This window comes from Pelobacter seleniigenes DSM 18267 (assembly GCF_000711225.1).
GTDB classification, from domain to species: domain Bacteria; phylum Desulfobacterota; class Desulfuromonadia; order Desulfuromonadales; family Geopsychrobacteraceae; genus Seleniibacterium; species Seleniibacterium seleniigenes.
This window is the reverse complement of the sequence record NZ_JOMG01000002.1, coordinates 1358246-1381774: the sequence shown is the minus strand read 5'-3', so window position 1 is coordinate 1381774 and position 23529 is coordinate 1358246. Positions and strand designations below refer to the sequence as shown.

The 23529-nt window shown below is 55.2% G+C and carries 20 protein-coding genes and 1 pseudogene; 8 read left to right on the top strand and 13 right to left on the bottom strand.

The window, feature by feature from the left end:
• The first annotated feature begins 3 nt into the window (after positions 1–3).
• From N909_RS0109030 to N909_RS0109015, 4 genes are all read left to right on the top strand, one after another.
• Entirely contained in the window at positions 4–1293 is a 1290-nt protein-coding gene (locus N909_RS0109030) for a TRAP transporter large permease (RefSeq protein ID WP_029914240.1), read from the top strand.
• Between the two features lie 122 nt (positions 1294–1415).
• Positions 1416–3425: a sigma-54-dependent Fis family transcriptional regulator gene (locus tag N909_RS0109025; protein ID WP_029914238.1), complete on the top strand. Its 2010-nt coding sequence runs from the start codon at positions 1416–1418 to the stop codon at positions 3423–3425.
• 322 nt (positions 3426–3747) lie between these two features.
• Complete coding sequence (locus N909_RS0109020; protein ID WP_029914236.1) at positions 3748–5223, top strand: aldehyde dehydrogenase family protein; 1476 nt, start codon at positions 3748–3750, stop codon at positions 5221–5223.
• Positions 5224–5330: 107 nt separating this feature from the next.
• A complete protein-coding gene (locus tag N909_RS0109015) occupies positions 5331–5543 on the top strand; it encodes a hypothetical protein (protein ID WP_051689632.1) in 213 nt (70 codons plus the stop codon).
• Here the strand turns inward: N909_RS0109015 and N909_RS0109010 are convergent.
• The 4 genes from N909_RS0109010 to N909_RS0108995 are packed head-to-tail and all read right to left on the bottom strand — an operon-like array spanning position 5518 to position 9120.
• Positions 5518–6249: an ABC transporter ATP-binding protein gene (locus N909_RS0109010; RefSeq protein WP_063336390.1), complete on the bottom strand. Its 732-nt coding sequence runs from the start codon at positions 6247–6249 to the stop codon at positions 5518–5520. The genes N909_RS0109015 and N909_RS0109010 overlap by 26 nt on opposite strands.
• Complete coding sequence (locus N909_RS0109005) at positions 6246–7430, bottom strand: ABC transporter permease (RefSeq protein ID WP_029914233.1); 1185 nt, start codon at positions 7428–7430, stop codon at positions 6246–6248. The genes N909_RS0109010 and N909_RS0109005 overlap by 4 nt, the downstream gene beginning before the upstream one ends.
• Complete coding sequence (locus tag N909_RS0109000; protein WP_029914232.1) at positions 7427–8452, bottom strand: polyprenyl synthetase family protein; 1026 nt, start codon at positions 8450–8452, stop codon at positions 7427–7429. Before N909_RS0109000 ends, N909_RS0109005 begins: the two co-directional genes overlap by 4 nt.
• On the bottom strand, positions 8449–9120 hold the full coding sequence (locus tag N909_RS0108995) for a class I SAM-dependent methyltransferase (protein ID WP_051689631.1): 672 nt from the start codon (positions 9118–9120) through the stop codon (positions 8449–8451). Before N909_RS0108995 ends, N909_RS0109000 begins: the two co-directional genes overlap by 4 nt.
• 129 nt (positions 9121–9249) lie before the next feature.
• On the opposite strand from N909_RS0108995, the gene N909_RS0108990 reads away from it, so the two are divergent.
• Positions 9250–9675 (top strand): universal stress protein, encoded by a 426-nt coding sequence (locus N909_RS0108990; protein ID WP_029914230.1) that lies wholly within the window; start codon positions 9250–9252, stop codon positions 9673–9675.
• Positions 9676–9913: 238 nt separating this feature from the next.
• Positions 9914–10489, top strand: a complete 576-nt coding sequence (locus N909_RS0108985; protein ID WP_029914229.1) for a hypothetical protein — start codon at positions 9914–9916, stop codon at positions 10487–10489.
• Between the two features lie 264 nt (positions 10490–10753).
• Here the strand turns inward: N909_RS0108985 and N909_RS26340 are convergent, their stop codons facing one another.
• Both N909_RS26340 and N909_RS0108970 read right to left on the bottom strand, forming a co-directional pair.
• Positions 10754–11014 (bottom strand): GSU3128 family (seleno)protein, encoded by a 261-nt coding sequence (locus N909_RS26340; protein WP_281174830.1) that lies wholly within the window; start codon positions 11012–11014, stop codon positions 10754–10756.
• Positions 11015–11124: 110 nt separating this feature from the next.
• On the bottom strand, positions 11125–11904 hold the full coding sequence (locus tag N909_RS0108970) for a DeoR/GlpR family DNA-binding transcription regulator (protein WP_029914227.1): 780 nt from the start codon (positions 11902–11904) through the stop codon (positions 11125–11127).
• 579 nt (positions 11905–12483) lie between these two features.
• Here N909_RS0108970 and N909_RS0108965 point away from each other — a divergent pair.
• Together N909_RS0108965 and glpK are read left to right on the top strand one after the other, a co-directional pair.
• Complete coding sequence (locus N909_RS0108965) at positions 12484–13203, top strand: MIP/aquaporin family protein (RefSeq protein WP_029914225.1); 720 nt, start codon at positions 12484–12486, stop codon at positions 13201–13203.
• Positions 13204–13254: 51 nt separating this feature from the next.
• Positions 13255–14766 (top strand): glycerol kinase GlpK, encoded by a 1512-nt coding sequence (glpK, locus tag N909_RS0108960; protein WP_029914222.1) that lies wholly within the window; start codon positions 13255–13257, stop codon positions 14764–14766.
• A gap of 362 nt (positions 14767–15128) precedes the next feature.
• Here the strand turns inward: glpK and N909_RS0108950 are convergent, their stop codons facing one another.
• From N909_RS0108950 to pyk, 7 genes and pseudogenes are all read right to left on the bottom strand, one after another.
• Positions 15129–17084 (bottom strand): pyruvate carboxylase subunit B, encoded by a 1956-nt coding sequence (locus N909_RS0108950; RefSeq protein ID WP_029914219.1) that lies wholly within the window; start codon positions 17082–17084, stop codon positions 15129–15131.
• Positions 17085–17107: 23 nt separating this feature from the next.
• On the bottom strand, positions 17108–17299 hold the full coding sequence (locus N909_RS0108945; RefSeq protein ID WP_029914217.1) for a hypothetical protein: 192 nt from the start codon (positions 17297–17299) through the stop codon (positions 17108–17110).
• Between the two features lie 219 nt (positions 17300–17518).
• A complete protein-coding gene (locus N909_RS0108940; protein WP_029914215.1) occupies positions 17519–19072 on the bottom strand; it encodes an acyl-CoA carboxylase subunit beta in 1554 nt (517 codons plus the stop codon).
• Positions 19073–19556: 484 nt separating this feature from the next.
• A pseudogene (locus N909_RS25250) lies at positions 19557–19887 on the bottom strand (hypothetical protein); the annotation flags it as partial.
• Between the two features lie 8 nt (positions 19888–19895).
• A complete protein-coding gene (tpiA, locus tag N909_RS0108930; RefSeq protein WP_029914211.1) occupies positions 19896–20654 on the bottom strand; it encodes a triose-phosphate isomerase in 759 nt (252 codons plus the stop codon).
• A 209-nt stretch (positions 20655–20863) separates the two neighbouring features.
• Positions 20864–21865, bottom strand: coding sequence for a type I glyceraldehyde-3-phosphate dehydrogenase (gene gap, locus N909_RS0108920; protein WP_029914209.1), 1002 nt, complete (start codon positions 21863–21865; stop codon positions 20864–20866).
• A gap of 55 nt (positions 21866–21920) precedes the next feature.
• The gene (pyk, locus tag N909_RS0108915; RefSeq protein WP_029914207.1) at positions 21921–23354 is read right to left on the bottom strand and encodes a pyruvate kinase; all 1434 of its coding nucleotides are present in this window, start codon (positions 23352–23354) and stop codon (positions 21921–21923) included.
• Between the last annotated feature and the right edge of the window lie 175 nt (positions 23355–23529).

Sequence of the window (23529 nt, the reverse complement as noted above, 5' to 3'; positions counted from 1 at the left end):
ACCATGCAAAGCAGCTACCTGTTGATTCTGGCCCTGTTGCTCGGTAGTCTGGCCGGCACCGTGCCGGTCTTCATGGCCCTGTTCTTTACCGGGACCTTCGGGCTGGTTTACCTGCTCGGCATCGATCCGCAGATCGTTATTGAAGTCCTCTACCGCAGCATGGATAAATTCGCCCTGGTGGTGGTAATGTTTTTCGTGCTCTGCGGCAATATCATGACTACCGGCAGTATTGTCGAAAAACTGATCAAAACCGCCAATGTCCTAGTCGGTTTTTTGCCGGGCGGACTGGCCATGGCCGGGGTTCTGGCCTGCGGCTTTTTCGGGGCCATCTCCGGGTCGACCGTGGCGACCGTGGTGGCCATCGGCGGGTTCATGATTCCGGCTCTGATCGAAAACGACTACGACGAGCGCTTTTCGGTCGGCATCATGACCACGGCCCCGATCCTCGGTGTCATCATTCCGCCGTCGATTTCCATGATTCTTTATGCCATGGTCAGCAACGATCCGCTGGAGGCCCTGTTTTTGACCGGTTTCATCCCTGGGGTGATGATCATGCTGGCAATGAGTGTCTATGCCTATTTCGTCTGTAAAAAGCAGGGGCTGAAGACCACCAAACGGCCAACCTTGAGTGAGGCGCTGGCGGTGGTCCGCGAGAGCATCTGGGCCCTGCTGCTGCCGGTACTGATTTTCGGCGGGATTTACTCCGGCCTGTTCACCGCCAATGAGGCGGCTGTGGTGGCCTGTTTTTATGCTTTTTTTGTCGAAATCGCCATCCACCGGGATATGCACTTGCGGGACGTCAAGCGGGTGGTGGTCTCTTCCGCCGTCACCTCTGCCACTCTGCTGATCATTGTTGCCGGAGCCTCGGTGTTTGGCGAATACCTGACCTTCGAACAGATCCCCAACAAGATTGCCAACGCAGTGGTTGCCAGTATTTCCTCCCCCTGGGTGTTCCTGCTGGCAGTCAATATCCTGCTGCTGATCATCGGCATGTTCATGGATATTATTTCGGCAACGCTTATCCTGACGCCGATTTTTCTGCCGTTGCTCAGTAAATTCGGCATCAACAGCCTGCACTTCGGGTTGCTTATGACCATCAATCTGGGGATCGGCTACTGTACCCCGCCGCTGGGCGTCAGCCTCTATATCTCCGGGGCCACGGTCAACCGGGACCTGGTCTATGTCTCCAAGGCGGTGCTGCCGTTTCTGGCCATCCAGATCGCGATTCTGCTGTTGCTGACTTACTGGCCGGGGCTGGTTTTATTGCTGCCGAACTGGGTTTACGGTCCCTGAGCACAGTGCCGCGCAAGGGGCAGCGTCCGCAACGTCCTTTACAACCCGGAACTGTTATGATTACCTGTTGACAGAAAGGCCACCAAAGTGAGGCCGGCCCCGCTTGCCACTGTGAGGAAGCCATGCTGCCAACGCTCTATGCTGATCAATCCGCAATTGCCGAAGTTTGGCAGGAATTCGTCCGTTCCGGGCAGATCCTGACCGGCGCGGTACGCCCGGAGATTCTGAATTCCTGGCATCGCTGCCAGGCCTTTGGGGTCGATCCGGAGGATGGGGTCAGCCACCAGTTGCTCGGCGACGGCGAGATTTGCCTGCTGCTGGACAGGCACAAGGCGTATCTGGATATTGTCCGCCACTTCATGAAGCGCCTCTATGAGTTTGTCAAAGGTTCCGGGTTTATCGTCCTGCTGGCCGATGAAAGAGGCTATGTCATGGAGAATCTGGGTGATTCAGCCACGCTGGAACTGGCGGCCCGGGTTAACCTGATCAAGGGGGCCGGCTGGGCCGAAGAAGAAGGTGGCACCAACGGAATCGGGACCGTCCTGGCTCTGAAGAAACCGTTTCAGGTGTCCGGTCGCGAGCATTTCTGCCGGAAGCTGCACACCTGGACCTGCTCTGCCGCACCTTTTTTTGCCGAAAGCGGCGAATTGATCGGCGTCCTGCAGATGTCTGGTCCGGCCAGTGAAACCCATCAGCATACCTTGGGGATGGTGGTTGCCGCAGTCGAAGCGATCAGCTACCAGATCCGGGTGAGAAGTCGCAACAGCGATCTTTCTGTGCTGAATGACCGGCTCAACAATATTTTTCAGACCATGTCGGACGGGGCCATCATTATCGATCAGACCGGGGTGGTTACCCAGATCAATCCGGTGGCGAAAAAATTCCTTGGGGCCGGGATTCTCGACCACTCCATTGATGAATTGATCGGAACCGACACCGCATTGTTGAAGTTCCTCCAGGCAGGGCGGACCTATAAAGATCAGGAAATTATCCTGGAAACGGCATACGGAGATATTCATGCCCTGGTGACGGTGAAGCCGGTTAGTAATGAATCCGGCGAGTTGACCGGCGGGGTGATTTTCTTCAATCCGATCAACAAGATGAAAAAACTAGTCAATCGCTTCGGCGGCGCTCAGGCGACCTTCAGCTTCAGCGATCTGATCGGTCGTCATGACAGCTTTAAAAAAGCCTTGCGGGTGGCGGAGCGGGCGGCCGGCAATACCAGTCATGTGCTGCTGCAGGGGGAGAGCGGGACCGGGAAGGAGCTGCTGGCCCAGGCGATTCACAACCGCAGCCTGCGGCGTAAGGGGCCTTTCCTGGCCCTTAATTGTGCCTCTTTGCCACGCGATCTGATTGCCAGCGAGCTGTTCGGCTATGCCTCCGGGGCCTTTACCGGGGCAAACCCCAAGGGGCGGCCCGGGAAGTTCGAGATGGCGGCCGGAGGAACCCTGTTTCTCGATGAAATCGGCGATATGCCGCTGGACCAGCAGGCTTCGCTGCTGCGGGTGCTGCAGGACAAGCAGGTCACCCGCCTGGGTAGCGATCGGGTTATCTCCGTGGATGTCAGGGTGATCTGCGCGACCAACCGCGATTTGCGCGAGGAGGTCGGCAAAGGAAATTTCCGCAAGGATCTCTACTACCGCTTAAACGTGATTCTGGTCCAGGTGCCGGCCTTGCGTGAACGGGGCGACGATGTGCTGTTCCTGTTCGATTATTTCCTGCAGAAAATTGCCGGCAAGCTCAATCTTGCCGTCCCTCAGGTCGATCCGGCGGTGCGGGGTTGCCTGCGCGCTTATAGCTGGCCCGGCAATGTCCGCGAACTGGAAAACGTGGTGGAAAAAATGCTCAATCTGGCCGAAGCCGGTCGGATCAGCATCACCCATCTACCGGTGGAAATCCTCGCCCACATCGGTTCTGCTGCGGTCGCTCCCCCGGTTGCCGGGGAGAATGACAACCCTGACAAAAATTTCAAGCAGCTGCTCGGCGAAAGCGAGCGGCGGCTTTTGCTCGACCTGCTCCAGGAACATCAGGGCAACGTCAGTCGTATCGCCAGGGCCATGGGCGTGTCCCGCAATACGATCTATCGAAAGATGCGGCTTTATGAGATCTCCAAGGACTATCTGTTTGATTGAGTCCGGGCCGCTCAGGTCTTTGTAAAGATATGCTATTCCTTGGCAACTGTTCCAGAAATGGAACAGTTGCTCCGCAGACATGACAGTTGTTCCGCCGTGGAACAAGCCCGCCGGCTCCGGGTGGTCCCGCCCCTTTCTCCAAGCGAGAAAAAAAGAAATTATAAATACAGATAGTTATATAAATGTACCGCGTTGTTGCCGGACCGCCGGTGGGACTGGCACATGAGTTGCTCTCTTCATCTCATACCGATGCAATTGGTTGTTCGCAAGCTCTATCTAACCTGGGCTTTTTCGAAGCCCAAAACCGAATGGAGGATTTGCCGTGAGAGAAGAGATCGACAAAAAGTACCAACTATATATTGACGGGCGCTGGGTCGATGCTGCTGATGGAAAAACCTTTGAAGCACACTGTCCGGCCGATGGAAAACTGCTGGCCACCTGCGCCAATGCAACCAGGGAGGATGTGGATGCCGCGGTTACCGCAGCCCGTAAAGCCTTCCCCGCCTGGCGTGATATCAATGCTCAACAGCGTGCCGCCTACCTGTTGAAGATCGCCGATCTGATCGATGCCAACGCAGAAAAACTGGCGATGATCGAGACCCTGGATAACGGCAAACCGATTCGGGAGACCCGGGCCATCGACGTCCCTCTGGCCAGTGATCATTTCCGCTACTTTGCCAGTGCCATCCGCACTCAGGAAGGCCAGGCAGTGATGATCGATAAAGATACCATGAGTATCATCCTGCGGGAACCGATCGGCGTGGTCGGCCAGATCATCCCCTGGAACTTTCCGTTTCTGATGGCGGCCTGGAAGATCGCCCCAGCCCTGGCCGCGGGCAACACCCTGGTTATGAAGCCGTCGTCAACGACCTCCCTGAGCATGCTCGAATTTGCCAAACTGCTTGATCAGGTTCTGCCTCCCGGGGTGGTCAATGTGGTCACCGGCAAGGGGTCAACCACCGGGAACTACGTGCTGGAACATCCGGGTTTCAATAAACTGGCCTTCACCGGTTCCACCGAGGTCGGTTACGAAATCGCCGATGCCGCGGCAAAGAAACTGATCCCCGCGACCTTGGAACTGGGCGGGAAATCGGCCAATATCTATTTTGAAGACTGTCCCTGGGAAAAAGCCATCGAAGGAACGCAGATCGGTATCCTGTTCAATCAGGGCCAGGTTTGCTGCGCCGGTTCGCGGGTCTTTGTCCAGGACAGCATCTACGACAAATTTGTGGCGGAAATGGCCACGGCCTTTGAAAAAGTCAAAGTTGGCCTGCCCTGGCAGGATGATACCATGATGGGTGCCCAGATCGATGAAGTGCAGTTGCACAAAATCCTTGCCTATGTCGATGTCGGGCAGAGCGAAGGCGCCCGACTGGTCACCGGCGGCAAGCGGCTGACGGATGGAGCCCTCGGCAAAGGCTGCTTCATGGCGCCGACTCTGTTTGCCGATGTTAAAAATTCCATGCGCATTGCCCAGGAAGAAATCTTCGGGCCGGTGGTCAGCGTGATCAGGTTCAAGGACGAGCAGGAAGTGATTGCCCTGGCCAATGACAGCGAATACGGTCTGGGTGGTGCAGTCTGGACCAAGGATATCAATCGGGCTCTGCGGGTGGCCAGGGCCGTGGAAACCGGCCGGATGTGGGTCAATACCTACAACCAACTGCCGGCCCATACCCCCTTCGGCGGCTACAAGAAATCCGGTATCGGCCGCGAAACCCACAAAATGATGCTGGAGCATTACTCGCAGGCCAAGAACATCTATATCAGCATGACCGAAAGCAAAATGGGTCTGTACTAAACTGAACGGCAGCCGGCGGATCTTGCCGTCGGCTGCCCCTTTCCTCTGTGGCCGGCTGCTGTTCTGGTGGTCGGCCACAGCCGGTTTTTCGGAAGGCACTGCATACGATGATCGTGACCAGAGCGACCCAGATCGAAGACCTGCTGGATGCTTATCCGCACGCTGTGAGCTATTTCATCCGTCATCAGGTCAGCCCCTTTTCCTGTGCCGGAGCCTTTCCCAAGCCGCTGGGCGAAATGCTTGAGGCGCGTCAGGTCGAAGACATTGATGGTTTTATCAGCGGCTTGAACGAATTCATTGCCCGCGCAAACCAGGCATAACCACATCTTTTCCGCTGCCGCTCTGCTCAGGAGCTGCGAGGCGGCCATCGCTCAACACAATCCGCTCTTCAAAACGTTTAAAAACCCGCTCATCATGGGTCGACACCAGGACAGTCAGTCCGTCCTGTTCGGCCAACTGCTGCATGATCTGCAATACGGCCGCAGCCGAGTCTGCGTCAAGATTGGCGGTCGGTTCATCGGCCAGTAGCAGTTGCGGGCGATGGATCACCGCGCGGGCCACGGCCGCCCGTTGTTTTTCCCCACCTGATAAATCCGCGGAATAACTGTCCCGGCGTTTTTCCAGCCCCAGCGCCGCCAGCAGGGCGGTGACCCGCTGGCGCCGTTCGGCGGGGCGGTAGCCGAGGATGACCAGGGGCAGTTCGATGTTCTCAGCCAGCCTGAGTTCCGGAAACAGGGAGTCGTCCTGAAAAATGAAACCGATCCGTTGACGGCGGAATGCGGCGGCCTGTCCTTCGCTGAAGTGGGAAATCCGTACGGCGTCGAGGTAGATCTCCCCCTGAGTCGGGTGGTCGAGGGCGCCGATCAGGTTGAGAAGGGTTGTCTTGCCCGAGCCGCTCGGGCCGATCAGGGCGGTCTGGCTGCCAGCGGCCAGGGTCAGGGAAATATCGGTCAGCGCCTTGACCTGGGCTTGCCCGGCCCCGAACCAGCGGGACACCCCTTCCAGACGTATCAATGGCTGACTCATAGATCCCTCATGGTGCTACTGATCGTGCGCCGGGCTGCCACCAGGGCGGGCCAGATTGATGCCGCTACTCCGCCGAGCAGGGCCAGGCTCTGGGGAAGCAGGACCATAACCGGTTCCAGGCGTGGGTGGATCACCGAATTGATGCTGAACAGGGGATTGTAAGACGTGTAATGACTGATATCCAGGCCGATTCCGCTCCAGATCAGGCTGATCAGGACACCGAGGAGCGTGCCGAGCAGTCCGGCGCTGAAGCAGATGATGACCGCTTCGCCGAGGACGGTGATCGCAACCTCAACGGGGCGGGCTCCCAGAGCTTTCAGGATTCCGTAGTAACGATAGCGGTCCATCACCGAGATGAGCAGGGAGTTGGTGACGCCGAAGGCGAGAATCGCAATGACCAGGAGGATCATGATCTGCATGGAAAATCTATTCAGTTCAAGCAATTGCTCAACTTCGGGTAGCTGTTGCTGCCAGGGGGTGATGTGGATTCCGCTTGTAGCTCCGTGCTGTAACCTGTCGGCCAGACGGGTCAGGTCGGTGCCCGGCCGGGTGAATAGCGCGGTTTTCAGTTGCAGAGAGATAGCCGGGTCTAGATCGGCCGCAGCGCCGAGGGGCAGGTATCCGACGCCCTGGTCAAGGGCTTGGACGCCGGTCTGGAAAATGCCGCTGATGGTAAGCTGCTGCTCCCCCTGGGCCGTGATCAGCAGGAGGCTTTCTCCAACCTGAATATGCAAAGCCTGGGCAAGCTTAATGCCCATAATAAAACCGCCAGGTCCCTTGAGCCACTCCCCGGTGGTGAGTTTGGCCGCGACCGGGGAGCGCTCTGCTTCGCGCCGGGGATCGACCAGGAACAGCTGGACGGGGCTGCTGTGTTGGCCATGTTGCAGGACCGCTCCAAAGGTCAGCCTGGGGAGCAGGTTCTCCACTGCAGGTAGTTTTTTCTGTTCCCAGCGGGCAAGTTCGGCAACCGCCTGCCGGTTCGGCAGCGGCGGCGATTCGACCAGCAGGTTGCCGTTATGCAGGGCGACGGCATTCTGGACCATGGTGTCGTTGACCCCAACCATAATGGCACCCAGCACGATCAGCATGGCGACGCCGAGAGCGACTGAAATGAAGGTGATCAGGGTGCGCCGGCGGCGGCGCAAAACCGAGCGCAAGGCAAAGCGCAGCCAAAAAATCATGGCTGGTTTTCCTCCCGCAGATCGTTCCGTTCCTGCATGATCGATTTCTGGACCAGCAGTCCGAGGGCGGCGGTCTCTTTGATGCTGAATTCCGGAAGATAACGGCAGAAAGCCTGCTCCGCCCCTTGAAAGTAGTTGATTGCGGTTCTGATGCTTCTGGCTCTGGCGCTTTCGAGTTGTTCGGCGACAGCCTCGGCTGCGGCAGGATGGGGTGTCTGCAGGTATTTTTCGAGCAGTCGCCGTTCATGGGGATCCTCACCGTGAAAGGCCTGGGAAATGACGATGTTATGGTGTTGCCGGGTCAGATCGTCCGCGACATCTTTGAGATCGTCGAGGATCTGGCAGCCGATGCCGAAATCGGCCAGAGCTTTGGCAATATGCTTCGATCGCTCCGGGTCTGTGGCATCCAGGCGCTGGGCCAGGCGCACCGGGGTGCTGAACAAGGAGCCGGTCTTGCGCGGGTGGATTTGCTGGAGGACCGCTTCGACCGTCGGAATTTGCTGGGTCAGATGCGATTCTTCCTCATGCTCTTCGATACCGCTCGGAATCAACAGCGCCAGGACCTCATTCAACACTTTTTTGGCCAGCTGTTTATCCATATGCTCTGCCCCGAGTTCATTCAGGACATGTTTTGCCAGCACCATATCGCTGGTCATGATGGTCAGGACCGAACGGAATCTGATCCCGCCACCGGGCAGATCAAAGGGGATCACGCTCTTATATTCATTATCCAGCAGGTTGTCACAACCGGTGACCTGGGCACGCAGGCATTGGTAGATCATGGCAAAAAACGGCAGGCGTTCCGGAGCCACTCCGGCCGCTTCAGCAGCCATAATGAACAGGGTGGAAAAGAGATTACGCTCCAGACTGAGCTGTTCCGCTTGGAGAGGGAGCAGGCTAACCTGGCCACCAAGCGTTTGGGTGCAGGCCTGGTGGAAATTCTGTACCGTTTGCTGCTGAATATGGAAAGCCCGTGCCCAGGGCGGGCAAGCCATGAGAATCGTTACCGGACTCTGGTTCATGAGCCTCTCCGGGCGTGGAGTACGCTGATGTAACCTGCGAAACGACCGCGTTCAGTAAGGTCCAGGCATCCGCAGGCGGTGATTTCCCGGCGCAGTAAACCGTCCATGTTCTCTTTTATTTCCGGTTGTCGGAACAGTTTCCAGGCGGTCCAGGACATGAGCCAGCCCAAGGCGGTGTAGGGTCGGTCCATGTCGGCGATGAGCAGTTCTCCTGCGGGTTTGAGGACCCTGCGGATTTCCCTGAGGGTCTGCTGTTTCAGGGTGCGATCGATATGATGGAAAAACAAGGCCGAAGTGACCAGATCAAAGGAGGCCTCGGCATAGGGGAGAGCTTCGCCGAGAGCCTGACGAAAATGGCAATTGGAGCTGCTGCGCTTGCGGGTGGCCACCTCTATCATCGGCCGGGAGGCATCAATACCGATGACCTCCAGTTGGGGATGGCGCCGGGCGATCCTGGCGGTCAACAGTCCGGTCCCACAACCGATATCAAGAATGCGGGCGCCGTCCGCCAAGTTGATTTGTTCGGCCAGCCAGTGATTGAGGCGCGCTTCCTGACCAAGGGTGACCAGCGGCTGAACCGCATCGTAAATCCTGGCCGCTTTGACAAGGACCCGGCCACGGGTTGGTAATGCTGCCGGTGGGGCTTGCTGGTTGTTGGAATCGTTCACAAAAACCCTTTCCAGGCATTTCTGAAAAACGGTGGATCGTTAAATTGCTATATTCCAAGTATAATTGTAAACTTTATCACGAGCACTCATTCAGGGGGTAAAAAAAATCCGCCAAAGGAGGCTGCCTCGATGGAACCCAGAATTCTCATTCCGGTCAATGATTCACCCACCACCCGCAAAACCATTGACGATATCTTGTCCTACCGAGAACGCTTTCCGGCTAAGCTGGTTCTGCTTCATGTGGTGGATGACCAGCTCGCCTATCGAATGATCCCTGATTTTCAGATCGAAATGGTCAGGGAGAATGCTGAAAAATCAGCTCGGCAGCGCTTAACCGGGTTGGCGGAACAGCTCCGGGCCGCAGGCTTTGAAATAGAGCTGCGGCTTGAATTCGGTGCGCCCAGGCGAGTGATCCCCGCGATTGCCAACGCAGAAGATTTTCAACTGCTGGTGATCGGGCGCAAGGCCGGCAGCGGAGAAATCCGCGATGTCTTATTCGGGTCAGTGGCCAATTATGTCCTGCATAACGTCAGGTGTCCGGTGCTGCTTTTCTAGCAGGAAAAATCCGCTTCAGCCGATCCCGGGCGAAACAGCCACAGACCTAACCCTCCACGGAGAGTTTTGGCGGGGTCTGCTATCTTTTCGCTGTCGAAAGGCTCAGGGCAGAGATCTCAGGTGTTTTTCCGCATGGCAAATATTATGCTAATAATTTACCCATATGCTGCATCCATAGCGGTGGAAAACAGGCACTGAATGCTCCGGATTTCAGCGAATCCGGCCTGAGGAGAAAGAAATGAAGACCAAGGAAATAGCCCGATGGGCCGGAGTCATCGAACAGGAAGCCCGGCAGCGGGTCGGAGTGGCGGTTGCCAGGGATAATCAGAAAAAAAGCGCGGTTCAGGCTGCGGCCTGCGCGCTCTGGGCAAAGCATTTTCCGAAAAAGGGGGCGGTGAACGCGGAAGGTATTTTTATTTCGCGACACATCCTGGTCGGAGGAATGGCCGCTGCTGAAAAGGCGGAATGGCCTTTGGAAAAAGCGCTCAGGCCGCTTTGCATAGGTCTGCTTAATGCGACTTTGAGCAAGCAGAAAAATTTTATCGAGGCTGCTGAAGAGATAACCAGGGCCGCGATTCAGGCCGCTCTGTTGGCTGATTTTGATGCCTGTAAAATGACCGAAGAAGTGGTTGGTGCTATTCTTAAAGCCGGGCGGGACAAAAAGTACAAAAGCGGCGACCTGTTGAAAACAATCTCTCGCTCGGCGGTGCTTGCGGCCCGCTCGGCACCGCAGAAAAAATCGGATCTGCTTGAGCCTATGCTGATGGATCTGCTGGAAGGAAAAATCGATCTCAGCGTCGATGAGGAAGAGTAGCTAGTGTCCCGTACGGTTCGTTCTCTATCCCAATTCCAATCATTTTTGCCGCTGTCTACGTTCTGCCTTCTCGGCTTAGCCCAAACTAAGCCTGCGGCGGCACGCCTTGACAGCAACAAAAATGACTCAAAATTAATTCAAATAACTAACCAAACGGGACACTATGCAGGACATGGGGTCCGCCGTTGATGAAAGCGCAGTCTTCCGGAGGAGCGCTGCCACTTAGAACCGAAGACGTCAGCCGACCAATCAAGAGGGCTGGCTTTACTCGTCTTCTCCGCTCAGCTGTTCAAGCATGGCTTTGGCAAAGTTTTTCGCCCTGCCACCCGGAGCCATCATGCCATAGGCCATCGCTTCCCGCAGTTCCTCTTCCGTAGCACCGTTCTGCTTCGCGACCGCGAAGTGTTTTTTCATTCAATCGGGACAATGGACCGCCACGGCACAGGCAACCCGAATTAATTCACGGGTCTTCAGATCGAGGACTTCGCTGTATTCGAAATCGAAAAATTTTTTCCGGATTTTCATCGCCACCTCCTTGCTCCGACTGGCCGGGTGTTTTTGGCTTTTGATAATGACCCTTCTCCTGCCCGGGTTCGTTGTCCGGGGCAAATTATTTTTCTGGAACCTGGCTGGTCTCAGGCGATATGCAGGGCAACATGATGTTCCTTCAAGCAAGCGATAATTTCTTTGGGCGGTTCCTTATCGCAGAACAGCGCACTGATCTGGGACAGATGAGCGAGTTTAACCACGGCATTGCGACCGAACTTGGTATGGTCGGTGGCTAGAAAGACTTTGCGGGAGTTTTCAATGATGGCCTGGGCCACACGAACCTCATGGTAGTCATAGTCGAGCAGGGTGCCGTCCGAATCGATGGCTGAAACGCCGATGATGCCGAAATCGACTTTGAACTGATGGATAAAGTCGATTGTGGCTTCGCCGGTAATGCCCCGGTCACGACTGCGGACCACTCCGCCGGCAATGATCACCTCACAGGTCTTGTTGCCACTCAAAATGGTCGCAACATTCAGGTCGTTGGTGATGACCCGCAGCCCCTCATGATCGCGCAGGGCTCTGGCAACCTCTTCGGTCGTGGTGCCGATATCGATAAAGACCGACGCCCGGTCCGGGATATGTGCGGCAACCTTCTGCGCGATCTTCTTTTTTTCTTCCAGCATCAGGACCTTACGGGTTTCATAGGCGACATTTTCAACACTCGAATTCAGTCCTACTCCACCATGAAAACGTCTGACCAGGCCATGTTTGCAAAGTTCATTGATATCGCGGCGAATGGTCTGCGGGGTGACATCAAAATTCTGGGCCATTTCATCGACGGCGGCAAACCCCTGTTGCCGGACCAGATCGACGATCTGCTTCTGCCTCAGATTAAGATTCACGTCCATTTTTGGTGCGGTCATTTTTTCCTCACTGCAGATATGTATTCTTAAAACCGATTCTATTAAAGCATGGAATCGGAATAGTCACTTAGTAAAAAACTTATCGCGCAAGCGAATCTATCATATTTGGACGAATCTTGACATGTTGTATATGGAATAATGTTTCGTTACGAAAGGCAACATGCATTATTTTAGAGCGGCCTTCGACGAGGATAACCTTTTGAATTTTAGTAATAAAAATATCTTTTTTGCCTGAAATTTAACATCTTTATAAAGCGTTTTCGAGAGCGATTTTAGCAGGGCAGCGCGACTGGCGACGCTTAATTGCGCCTTTAAAAGAGCTATTTTAGTTCGAAATCGAATTATATTCGTAATTTTTTTTCGATATAGAACATAATTCTGTTGCAACCTTAACTATTCTCATGCTAGTTTTCGCTCTAGAATACTGTTTGGTTGGTGTCGAACATTTCAGACAGCCCGGCAAGATGAGGACTGTGCCTAGTAAGTACATCGCAAGGGAGGTGGCGGCAGGAGGGTAGGAAACATAGGCGTTTTCTTTTCAATGTGGTCACAAAAAAAATCAGCAAAAGGAGCAAGCGGATGAATATTTTTCTTGGAGAATTATTCGGTACGGCCATTCTGATTGTGCTTGGCTGTGGGGTTGTCGCAAACGTTGTCCTGGAGGATTCCAAGGGGCAGAACTCTGGGTGGATCGTCATTACTGCCGGGTGGGGATTCGCCGTTGCCATCGCCGTTTATGTTGTCGGCTGGATCAGCGGAGCTCACATTAATCCAGCGGTGACCATCGGATTCCTTGCCCTCGGTCAAATCTCATTCTCGCAAGCTCTGTTGTATTTTGCCGGCGAGTTCAGCGGTGCTTTTGTCGGCGCTGTAATCGTCTGGCTCGCCTATTTGCCGCACTGGTCAAAAACCGAGAATGCGGATCTCAAGCTGGCTGTTTTCTGCACTGGTCCCGCCATTCGCAATACCTTTGGAAACTTTATCTGTGAAGTCATCGGTACCGCCGTACTCATGATTGGCGTACTGGGGATTTTCAATGCCAATAACGGAATCGGCAGCGGAATGGGACCCTATGCGGTAGGTATTCTCGTTTTCAGCATAGGTCTTTCCCTTGGTGGTCCCACCGGTTATGCTATTAATCCAGCTCGTGACCTGGCACCGCGGATTGCCCATGCCTTATTGCCGATTCCAGGTAAGCGTGATTCAGACTGGGCTTATGCCTGGATTCCGGTCGTCGGCCCGGCCCTCGGTGCTGTTATCGGAGCCTTCCTGTATCAGGGCATCGTCGGTCTCCTTTAATTCGAACTCGTTTCTGCTAGCTCTGCTAGCAGCCATGACAGGAGAGTTTTTATGGCCAAGTATGTTGCAGCAATTGACCAGGGTACCACCAGCTCACGTTGTATGATTTTTAACCACGCCGGAGAACCGGTATCTTCCTCACAGCTTGAACATGAACAGATCTATCCCCAGCCGGGTTGGGTTGAGCATGATGCCATTGAAATCTGGTCCCGGACCAAGGAGGTCATCCATGACGCCCTGGAAAAAGCCGGTCTGGTGGCCGCTGATATCGCCGCTGTCGGGATTACCAACCAGCGGGAAACGACTGTTGTCTGGGATAAAAAAACCGGCCAACCCTATTACAATGCCATTGTCTGGCAGGACACCCGAACCGATGAAATCTGCAACAAACTAGCCGAAGATGGCGGTCAGGATCGTTTCCGCGCCAAGACCGGGTTGCCGCTGGCCACCTATTTTTCCGGACCCAAGATCAAGTGGTTGCTTGACAACGTCAAAGGACTGCGTGCCGCCGCCGAAAAAGGCGATGCCCTGTTCGGCAACATGGATACCTGGATCCTCTGGAAACTCACGGGCGGCGTCAACGGTGGCGCTCATATGACTGACGTGACTAATGCCTCGCGGACGATGTTGATGAATCTTGATGGGACCCAGTGGGATGATGAAATCCTTGCTATCATGGATATCCCGAAAGCGATGCTGCCGGAAATCCGCCCCTCCAGCGATCCTGATCTTTATGGCTACACCACGGTCCAGGGTCCGTTCGGCGGGAAAATACCGGTGTGCGGGATCCTCGGTGATCAGCAGGCAGCAACCGTCGGGCAGACCTGCTTCGAGCCCGGGGAAGCCAAAAACACCTACGGAACTGGTTGCTTCATGTTGCTGAATACCGGAACCGAAATCGTTCATTCCAAAAACGGCTTGCTGACCACCCCTTGCTACAAATTTGGCAAAGAGCCGACGGTTTACGCCCTGGAAGGCTCCATTGCCATCGCCGGAGCGGTTGTCCAGTGGCTGCGTGACCAGATGCGTCTGATCAATACTGCTGCGGATGTGGAAAACCTGGCGCGGATGGTCAAAGATAACGGCGATATGTATTTTGTGCCGGCTTTCTCCGGCCTGTTTGCACCCTATTGGAAGAGTAATGCCCGTGGCGCCATCGTTGGTATGACCCGCTATCTGACCCGCGGTCATTTCGCCCGTGCCGCATTGGAGGCTGTTGCTTACCAGACCCGTGAAGTGCTGGATGCCATGGAAGCCGATTCCGGGGTCAAGCTCCAGGCCCTCAAAGTTGACGGCGGGATGGTTGCCAATGAGTTGCTGATGCAGTATCAGGCCGATGTCCTTGGTGTTCCGGTCACTCGGCCGATGGTTGCCGAAAGTACTGCTTTGGGTGCCGCCTATGCTGCCGGCCTGGCCGTGAATTTCTGGAAAAATATCGATGAAATGAAACGGAACTGGGGTGTGGATAAAACCTGGCAACCGTCGGAAGACGATACCGCACGCGTCAAAAACTATGGGAAATGGAAGAAAGCAGTCACCAGAACCTTCGACTGGATCGATTAATCGTACCGTTCCGGTTGGAAGATAACAAGCAAGCAGCCCTGCTTCGGCATTGACCGAAGCAGGGCTTTTTTTGCAGATAATCCCCTCGGAAAAGGCGGCGAAAAATGGCTTTCTCCCGCCTTGGCAAAGCAATCATTTACCAGCTCGGCGTTGGTTTTATGGACTTGGCAGGTGCCTTGAAACCGCCCGAGAGGGTGTCAGCGGCAACCGGAAATGGTTTGCTGTGCGGACTGTGGCGCGACGCTGTGCCGGAACGGCGCGGGCAAAGCCGAGGTCGGTATTGACTTGGCTCAGCAACAACAAAGCCCTGCTCCGTTATTTATCGGACCAGGGCTTTGTTGTTAGACAAGGGACTGAAAAACTCAGTCGATCACGACCAGCAGGTCGCCTTTTTTGACGTTGTCGCCGATATCGCAGTTAATCGACTTGATCTTGCCGGTAGTGGTTGCCTTGAGGGCATTTTCCATCTTCATGGCTTCCAGCACCAGGATGGTCTCGCCGGCGGTGATGTCATCGCCGACCGCTTTTTCCAGGCGCAGGATCAGCCCCGGCATGGGAGCGGCAATACCGCCATCAATGGGTGCTTCGGCATCAGCAGCTTTTGCCGCGTCGGCACCAGGTTTGCGCGGAGCCTTGGCGATGCGCCGCGGAGCATTGCCGACCGGACGGACCACCGGGGTCGGTCCTTCTTCGTCGACTTCGATCTGGAAATATTCGTTGTCGACATACACGTTGAAGGTTCTGGCATTGGCGCTTTTGGCCGGGACATCCGGTTTTTCAATGAGCAGGCCGGCCTTGGCTTTTTCGATATCAGCCATGACTTTCCGGCCCTCTTCAAGAGAGCGCGGTTGCAGTTCTTTTGGCATCTCCTCCTGGCCGTATTTGTACTTGAGGAATTTTTTGCCGGTGACCGGGTAGATGGCATAAAGAACGGCATCGTCGATATCCTTTGCCAGATCGCCGATTTCTGCCTTGGCGTGTTCCAACTCAGGCTCAAGAATTTCCGCCGGACGGCAGGTGATCGGCTCGTTGCCGCGCGAATAGTCGCTGAGCGCTTTCTGTTGGACCTCGGCGTCGATGGGGATGGCCGTTTTGCCGTACAGACCGTAACAGAGATCCTTGACCTGTGCCGTAATCATCTTGTAACGCTCTTCAGGAGTGTCGAAGAGCACATTGTTGACCGTTTGAGTCCCGACGATCTGACTGGTCGGGGTGACCAGCGGGATCTGGCCGAGTTCGCGGCGAACCCGGGGCAGTTCTTCAAAGACCTGCGGCAGTTTGTCCAGGGCATCCATCTCCCGCAACTGGTTGACCAGGTTGGAGAGCATACCGCCCGGGGTCTGGTGAAGCAGGACATTGATATCGATGGTCGACAGCTTGGTGTCGTCGAGCAAATGACGGTACTTGGGAACAATATCCCGTTCCAGGATGACATTGATGGCTGCCAGGGCATGGATGTCAAAGCCCGTGTCGCGGTCGGTGCCGAGCAGGGTCATCACCAGCGGTTCAATGGCCGGGTGTGAGGTCCGATTGGCGTAAGGAGACATGCAGGTATCAAGGATATCCACCCCGGCTTCAATAGCCTTGAGGTGGGTCATGGCTGCCATTCCTGATGTGCAGTGACTGTGTAGGTGCAACAGCACATTCGGGACCGCCTCTTTGATGGCCCGGATCAGTTGGTAAGCATCGTAGGGCGCAATCAGCCCGGCCATGTCCTTGATGCAGATGGAGTCGGCGCCGAGTTCCTCCAAAGCCTTGGCTTTTTGGACAAAGTATTCGAGGCTGTAGACCTCACCACCTAGCCGGGGCTGGGTCATGGTGTAGCAGATACAGCCCTGGAAATGTTTGCCAGCCGCTTTGATGGCAGGAACAACGGTCTCGAAATTGCGATAATCGTTGAGAGCGTCAAAGGTCCGGAATATATCCATACCGTTTTCAGCGGCCCGCTCAACAAAGGCCTTGGCCACATCATCGGCGTAGTTCCGGTACCCGACCAGGTTCTGCCCACGCAGCAGCATGGAGAACGGGGTCTTGGTAATATACTTTTTCAAGGTCCGCAGGCGTTCCCAGGGATCTTCGCCGAGGAACCGGTGCATGGTGTCGAAAGTGGCGCCACCCCAGGTTTCCAGTGCCCAAAAACCGATGTTGTCCAACATCTCGGCAACCGGAATCATATCTTCGGTGCGGCCACGGGTGGCAAACAGGGATTGATGCCCGTCGCGCAGGGTCACGTCCATGATTTTAATGGGGTTCGCGGCGGCGGGGCGGTCTTTTGAATAGTTCAACGGGGTCATATTGACCTGGCCGTGATTGTTCATGTGCTGTCCTCCTGGTTTTTGGCTTACCGGAAATTAATGGCTTTGAGCAGGCTGCGCTGTTGCATCATGTTGCTCTGTTGGGCCTGCACGAAACGTCCGGATCTGCTCCAGGCTTGATTGCGATGAGACAGGTCGAGGGCGGCTTGTTCTTCTTCGGCTTTGAGGTACGCTGAGACTGCGGCCAGCGCTGCTGCTAATTTTTGTTTGCTGTTCATGGTGACTCCTGTCAGTCGTTAGAAATAGGTCTATTGCCTGAGGGTGTTGAAAAAGTCCCGCCCGAGTCTTTTTCAACGGCACAGATCAATTCTGCGCCAGCAAGTTTCCTGTTCTATATAAAAGCTTCTGTTTTGTTCCATGGGCCCACAAGGGGCTGTCTCTCTGCAAAACATTCAAGTCCCGCCTCACCTCACCGGAGAGGCGGGATGGTACTGCGATCAGAGGGGAATATTGCCATGCTTTTTAGCCGGACGTTGTTCCCGCTTGGTACACAGGATCTCCAGGGCATCGATCAGTCGGGCTCTGGTTTGGGCCGGTTCAATGACTGCGTCGATATGGCCCCGGGCGGCCGAGCAATAAGGATTGGCAAACATCTGCTCGTATTCTTCTTTGCATTTTTGCCGTTCAGCCGCTTTATCCTCTGCTGCGTCAATCCGTTTCTTATAGATGACGTTGGCTGCTCCGTCGGCGCCCATGACCGCGATTTCGGCTGTCGGCCAGGCAAAAGCCATATCGTTGCCCAGGTCTTTGGCGTTCATGGCCAGATATGATCCGCCGTAATCTTTACGCACCGACAACAGCAGTTTGGGAACCGTGGCTTCCGAGTAACTCCACAACAGTTTGGAGCCATGATTGATGATGCCCGACCACTCCTGGTTGGTCCCAGGCAAGTAGCCGGGCACATCTGCGATGGTCAACATGGGTATGTTAAAGGCATCACAAAAGCGAATGAAACGGGAAGCTTTGTTAGAGGCATTAATATCAAGACAACCGGCCATAACCTGGGGCTGATTGGCGATGATGCCGATCGACCGGCCGTTGAGGCGGGCAAGGGCAACGATGATATTCGGTGCGTAATGCTCATGGGGTTCAAAGAATTCACCATCGTCAACGATATGGGCGATGACTTCTTTCATGTCGTAGGCGGCACTGGGGCTGTCTGGGATGATGCTATTCAGTTCCGGGATCAGCCGAGCCGGATCGTCTCCGCTTGGAAATACCGGGGGCTCTTCCATATTATTGGAGGGTAGGTAGGAGAGCATGATTTTGATCTGCTCGATGCAGTCGGCATCATCCTCACAGGCAAAGTGGGCGACCCCGCTTTTGCTGTTGTGGGTCATGGCTCCGCCCAGTTCTTCCATGCTCACCTCTTCGCCCAGTACGGCTTTGATAACCGCCGGGCCGGTGATGAACATATGGCTGGTTTTTTTCACCATGAAGATAAAATCGGTCATGGCCGGAGAATAAACTGCGCCGCCGGCGGCCGAACCCATGATTGCGGAAATCTGCGGAATGACACCGGAACACAAGGCGTTGCGGCGGAAAACCTGACCGTAGCCGGAAAGGGAATCGACCCCTTCCTGGATCCGCGCGCCGGCTGAATCGTTCAGGCCGACCATCGGACAACCGGCTTTTTCAGCCAGGTCCATGACTTTACAGATTTTAGCCGCATGCATTTCGCCAAGGCTGCCGGCCCGGGCAGTGAAGTCCTGGGCAAAGGCGAAGACCGGGCGGCCATTGACGTAGCCGTGACCGGTGATCACGCCATCGGCCGGGACCTCGACTTTATCCATGTCGAAATTGGTGCAACGGTGTTGGACAAACATGTCCAGTTCACGAAAGGTTCCTTCATCAAACAACAGATCCAGGCGTTCACGTGCGGTGAGTTTGCCTTTGGCTTTGTGTTTTGCGACTGCGGCTTCGCCACCCATCTGCAGAACTTTAGCCTGTTTCTCTTGCAGCAGTTTGATGGCGTCTTCTGTCCTGCCCATCGAAATGACTCCTTTATTACGTTAAAGTTGCTTGGTTTTCTTGCCTGACAATGTTCCTGGCTGTGGTTCCTGCCAGAGCATTGTGCAGCAACAAAATAATCCGATTTTTACCTGAAACGAATGAAGTGACGCTTATGTCGAAAATAAAGCTCAGTCAGACGCTTTCGACGACAGCATTAACTTCAATTGTCGGCATCAAGTAACGGGGTAATGCCCGATGCCATGACTTCTCTCAGGGTAAGTTGGCGTTTGATGCGTTGGCCCTCATCCCTAAGGTAACGCATCGCTTGATTCCCGCCCGGAAAACAAAGCAGACTCTCCGCTCTAAAAGAGCAATACAAATAAGATATGAATGGATGTCACTGTCCGTACTCTGGGGGACATCCTGGTGGCTGTCAACGGAACGTTGATAACCGGTATGAATTTGGCTCCAACAAGCCTATATCCCAGATTGAAAGAACAAACGCGAAACTATATATCAGCTTTATTGTGAAACTACAATATGCCTTGCAGGAAAAAAATTCCCTTGCAAGCGCATAGCTTGTCGATTGCAGAAGACGTTTTTGCCGTTGAAAACATTATCGTCGAGTTCGTCTTCAATACGCAACAGCTGGTTGTCTTTGCAGACGCGATCGCTCCGATCCCGCGAAGCGGTCTTGATCTGCCCGGCGTTGGTGGTGCTGTTTGCCGCTGCGGTGGGAAACCACCGTGGTGTCACCGGCACGCTTGGCCATTTCAATGGCTTCGAGGGTTTCCCTCGGAGTGCCGACCTGATCGACTTTGATCAGAATGCAGTCGGCAATCCCTTTCTCAATCTAACCAGTTAGGGTCTGGTGAAGCTGACGATTTTGATGAAATCATCCGCCTGCAGACTGGCCCCTCCGACCAGAGCCCCATCGATATTGGGCTGAGTCATCAGCTCGTCAATATTCGCCGGTTTGACACTGCCACCATAAAGGATCCGGCTCTTCTGCGCGCAGTCGTGTCCGAACAGTTTGCCGAGGGTATCACGAACAAAGGCATGAACCTCTTCAGCTTGCGCGCTGGAGGCGGTTTTTCCGGTTCCGATGGCCCAAACCGGTTCATAAGCGACCACGACTTCGCCAGCCTGTTGGGGGAGGACCTGGCGCAGCCCGGAGACCAGTTGTTCTTTAAGGATAGTCAACATTTGGCCACTTTCCCGTTCTTCCAGGGTTTCGCCGATACAGAGAATAGGCCGCAGGCCGCTGCTCAATAGGGCGACAACTTTCTGGTTGATAAAGGCATTGCTTTCTCCGCACAGTTGGCGCCGTTCCGAATGGCCGATAATGCCATAAGCGCAGCCGCAATCTTTTAATTGTTCTGCGGAGATTTCACCGGTAAAGGCGCCGCTGGGGCGCGGGTAACAGTTCTGCCCGGCGACCGCGATGGCCGAATCCCGGACAGTCGTGACAACAGTGTTCAGCAGTGTGAAAGACGGAGCGACGACGATATCAATATCAGTCATCGTGCCCAGGGAGTCTTTCAACTCTTTGGCCAGGGCTGCTGCCTCGGCCAGGGTTTTATGCATCTTCCAGTTGCCGGCAATCAGGGGTTTGCGCATCTTATTGGTCTCCCGTGGGATTGATGATGTCAGGTTGTTCAAGGCCGCTGTCAGACAGGGTCTTTGCATGTGGAACCCTGAGGAATTCCCCACTTCCGGACGGGATGTGGGCCGTTTTATCCAGCATGGAAAGGGACCCTTTCGCAACAGTTTCAGGGGTGCAGAGGTGACAAAAAGCCACCTCTGCACTGATCAGGCCGAGGGGCCTGTTACTTTTCGGAGATGTACTTGACCAGATCGAGGACCCGGTTGGAATAACCCCATTCGTTGTCGTACCAGGACAGGACCTTGACCAGAGTACCGCCCATGACCGCGGTCGAGGGGGCATCAACAATTGATGAAGCCGGGTTACCATTGAAGTCTTTGGATACCAGCTCCAACTCGCAGAATTCGAGAATCCCTTTTAGCGGACCTTCAGCGGCAGCTTTCAAGGCGGCATTGACCTCTGCAACGGTCACGCTTTTTTCGGTTTCCACCACCACATCGACCAGAGAGACATTCGGCGTTGGGACGCGGACCGCCAGGCCGTCCAGCTTGCCCTTGAGTTCGGGCAGAACCAGAGACACCGCCTTCGCCGCCCCTGTGGTGGTCGGGATCATCGACAGCGCTGCCGCCCGGGCGCGGCGCAGGTCTTTGTGGGGCAGGTCGAGGATGCGCTGGTCGTTGGTGTAGGAGTGAATAGTGGTCATCATCCCTTTGACAATGCCGAAAGATTCGAGCAGCACCTTGGCCACAGGGGCCAGGCAATTGGTGGTGCAGGACGCATTGGAAAGAATATGATGCTCGGCGGCATTGTAAGCTGCTTCATTGACCCCCATGCAGATGGTCAGATCGACATCTTTCCCCGGCGCGCTGATGACCACCTTCTTGGCTCCGGCAGCGATATGTTTTTGCGCCCCGGCGCGGTTGGTAAACAGGCCGGTCGATTCAATAACGATATCAACCCCGAGTTCACCCCAGGGGAGAGCTGCCGGATCACGTTCACTGAGAATTTTGACAGCTTTACCATTGACGATCAGGTTGCTGCCTTCGGTGGCGACAGTGCCACCGAAAATGCCGTGAACGGAGTCGTATTTGAGCAGGTGTGCCAGGGTCTCGGCATCGGTGAGATCGTTAATCGCGACGATATCGATATCGGCACAATCCCGGGCAGCACGAAACAGGTTGCGACCGATACGGCCAAAGCCATTAATTGCGATTTTTTTTGCCATGCTGAGTCTCCTTTTAATGCGATGGTTAGATGGCTGTCTGGTGTCGTTTGGACGTTCAGGTGCTTGCCTCAAGGCGATGAACTTTCATCAGGTTGGTCGGGCAGGACCCCGCGGACGGGCTGCCCATGGTGACCACCGTGAGATCGCCGGGTTGCAAAACTCCGGCCTTGATGGCAACGTCGCTGACCGCACGAATCTGGGCTTCGGTGTTACCTTCGTGATGGACCAGCAAGGAATGTACGGCGGCGTACAATGATAAGCGGCGTTGGACCCGGGAAGATGGGGTGACGGCGTAGATCGGCAAGGCCGGACGGTATTTGGAAACCAGCGCAGCGGTACTGCCGGATTGCGTAAAGGCCAGGATCGCTTTGGCGTTGATGTTTTCAGCCAGGCGGCAGGCGGCCTGACCGATGCCTTCACTGAGAAGTTTATCGTTCCGGGGCTGATCCGGTGGATTAAAGCTGTTGTTTTTGAGGACGGAATCGGTTTCCACATCGCGCGCGATCCGGTCCATTAAAGCGACTGCCGCTACGGGGTATTGGCCGGCAGCAGTTTCCGCCGAGAGCATGATGGCATCGCTACCGTCCAGGATTGCGTTGGCGACATCGGAGACCTCAGCCCGGGTGGGGCGCGGGTTGCTGATCATGCTTTCCAACATCTGGGTTGCGGTGATCACCGGTTTTCCGACCAGGTTGCACTTGCGGATAATCTGCTTCTGGATGAGCGGAACCTGTTCAGGGTTCATTTCGACCCCGAGATCGCCGCGGGCCACCATGACCCCGTCGGTCACGGCCAGGATGGCGTCAAAGTTTTCCACCGCTTGAGGCTTTTCGATTTTGGCGATCACCGGGATATCGGCTTTGGCTTGGTTGAGAATGTCTTTAATTTCAGTGACGTCGCTGGCCCGGCGAACAAAAGACAGGGCGATATAATCCACCTCGTGGCTGATGCAGAAGCTGAGATCGTGGAGATCTTTTTCGGTCAGGCAGGGGGCGGCCACGGCTGCTCCCGGCAGGTTAATTCCTTTGCGATCCTTGAGCGTGCCGCCGAATTTGACCCGGCAGCGGATATCGGTGGCGCTGCAGTGCAGAACCTCCAGCTCCATGAGGCCATCATCAAGGAGGATTCTTTCCCCGGGAGCAACGCACTTCGGCAGCTCAGGGTAGCTGGTCGGGATCAGCTGGCCCTCCCCTTCAATGGATCGGGTGGTCAGGGTGACCTCCTGGCCGGCCACCAGTTCGAGTGCGCCGTCTTTCATGCAACCGGTGCGGATTTTCGGTCCCTGCAAGTCGGCGAGAATGGCAACGGGTTGCTGCAGCTGCGCCGCCACCTCGCGGATTCGTCCGATCAGGACCTGCTTGTCAGCATGATCACCGTGAGAAAAGTTCAGCCGGAAAACGTTGACTCCGGTTTGAACAAGTTTTAGCAGTTGCGCGGACGAAGAGCTGGCCGGGCCGACGGTAGCAACAATTTTGGTACGTCGAAACATGAATGTCCTCTGCCATGAAGCTATTTAGTTTTCATCCGGAAACGGCTCTTTTCCGTTGTAGCGGCGTCAATCTACGGACTTCCTTGTGCGGCGTATCGGGACACGCCTCCGCGCAAGTTCTTGATTTTCTTGCCACAACGGAAAACTTAATTATTGCCAGAGTTCCCGGATGACA

What these genes read in the sequence shown, in the direction of transcription:
- tpiA (WP_029914211.1), bottom strand. Translation starts at nt 20,654, where the DNA reads ATGCGCAAACCCCTGATTGCCGGCAACTGGAAGATGCATAAAACCCTG.
- glpK (WP_029914222.1), top strand. Translation starts at nt 13,255, where the DNA reads ATGGCCAAGTATGTTGCAGCAATTGACCAGGGTACCACCAGCTCACGT.
- N909_RS0109010 (WP_063336390.1), bottom strand. Translation starts at nt 6,249, where the DNA reads ATGAGTCAGCCATTGATACGTCTGGAAGGGGTGTCCCGCTGGTTCGGG.
- N909_RS0109030 (WP_029914240.1), top strand. Translation starts at nt 4, where the DNA reads ATGCAAAGCAGCTACCTGTTGATTCTGGCCCTGTTGCTCGGTAGTCTG.
- N909_RS0109015 (WP_051689632.1), top strand. Translation starts at nt 5,331, where the DNA reads ATGATCGTGACCAGAGCGACCCAGATCGAAGACCTGCTGGATGCTTAT.
- gap (WP_029914209.1), bottom strand. Translation starts at nt 21,865, where the DNA reads ATGGCAAAAAAAATCGCAATTAATGGCTTTGGCCGTATCGGTCGCAAC.
- N909_RS0108950 (WP_029914219.1), bottom strand. Translation starts at nt 17,084, where the DNA reads ATGAACAATCACGGCCAGGTCAATATGACCCCGTTGAACTATTCAAAA.
- N909_RS0109000 (WP_029914232.1), bottom strand. Translation starts at nt 8,452, where the DNA reads ATGAACCAGAGTCCGGTAACGATTCTCATGGCTTGCCCGCCCTGGGCA.
- N909_RS0109025 (WP_029914238.1), top strand. Translation starts at nt 1,416, where the DNA reads ATGCTGCCAACGCTCTATGCTGATCAATCCGCAATTGCCGAAGTTTGG.
- N909_RS0109005 (WP_029914233.1), bottom strand. Translation starts at nt 7,430, where the DNA reads ATGATTTTTTGGCTGCGCTTTGCCTTGCGCTCGGTTTTGCGCCGCCGC.
- N909_RS0108985 (WP_029914229.1), top strand. Translation starts at nt 9,914, where the DNA reads ATGAAGACCAAGGAAATAGCCCGATGGGCCGGAGTCATCGAACAGGAA.
- N909_RS0108990 (WP_029914230.1), top strand. Translation starts at nt 9,250, where the DNA reads ATGGAACCCAGAATTCTCATTCCGGTCAATGATTCACCCACCACCCGC.
- N909_RS0108940 (WP_029914215.1), bottom strand. Translation starts at nt 19,072, where the DNA reads ATGGGCAGGACAGAAGACGCCATCAAACTGCTGCAAGAGAAACAGGCT.
- pyk (WP_029914207.1), bottom strand. Translation starts at nt 23,354, where the DNA reads ATGTTTCGACGTACCAAAATTGTTGCTACCGTCGGCCCGGCCAGCTCT.
- N909_RS0108945 (WP_029914217.1), bottom strand. Translation starts at nt 17,299, where the DNA reads ATGAACAGCAAACAAAAATTAGCAGCAGCGCTGGCCGCAGTCTCAGCG.
- N909_RS0108965 (WP_029914225.1), top strand. Translation starts at nt 12,484, where the DNA reads ATGAATATTTTTCTTGGAGAATTATTCGGTACGGCCATTCTGATTGTG.
- N909_RS0108970 (WP_029914227.1), bottom strand. Translation starts at nt 11,904, where the DNA reads ATGACCGCACCAAAAATGGACGTGAATCTTAATCTGAGGCAGAAGCAG.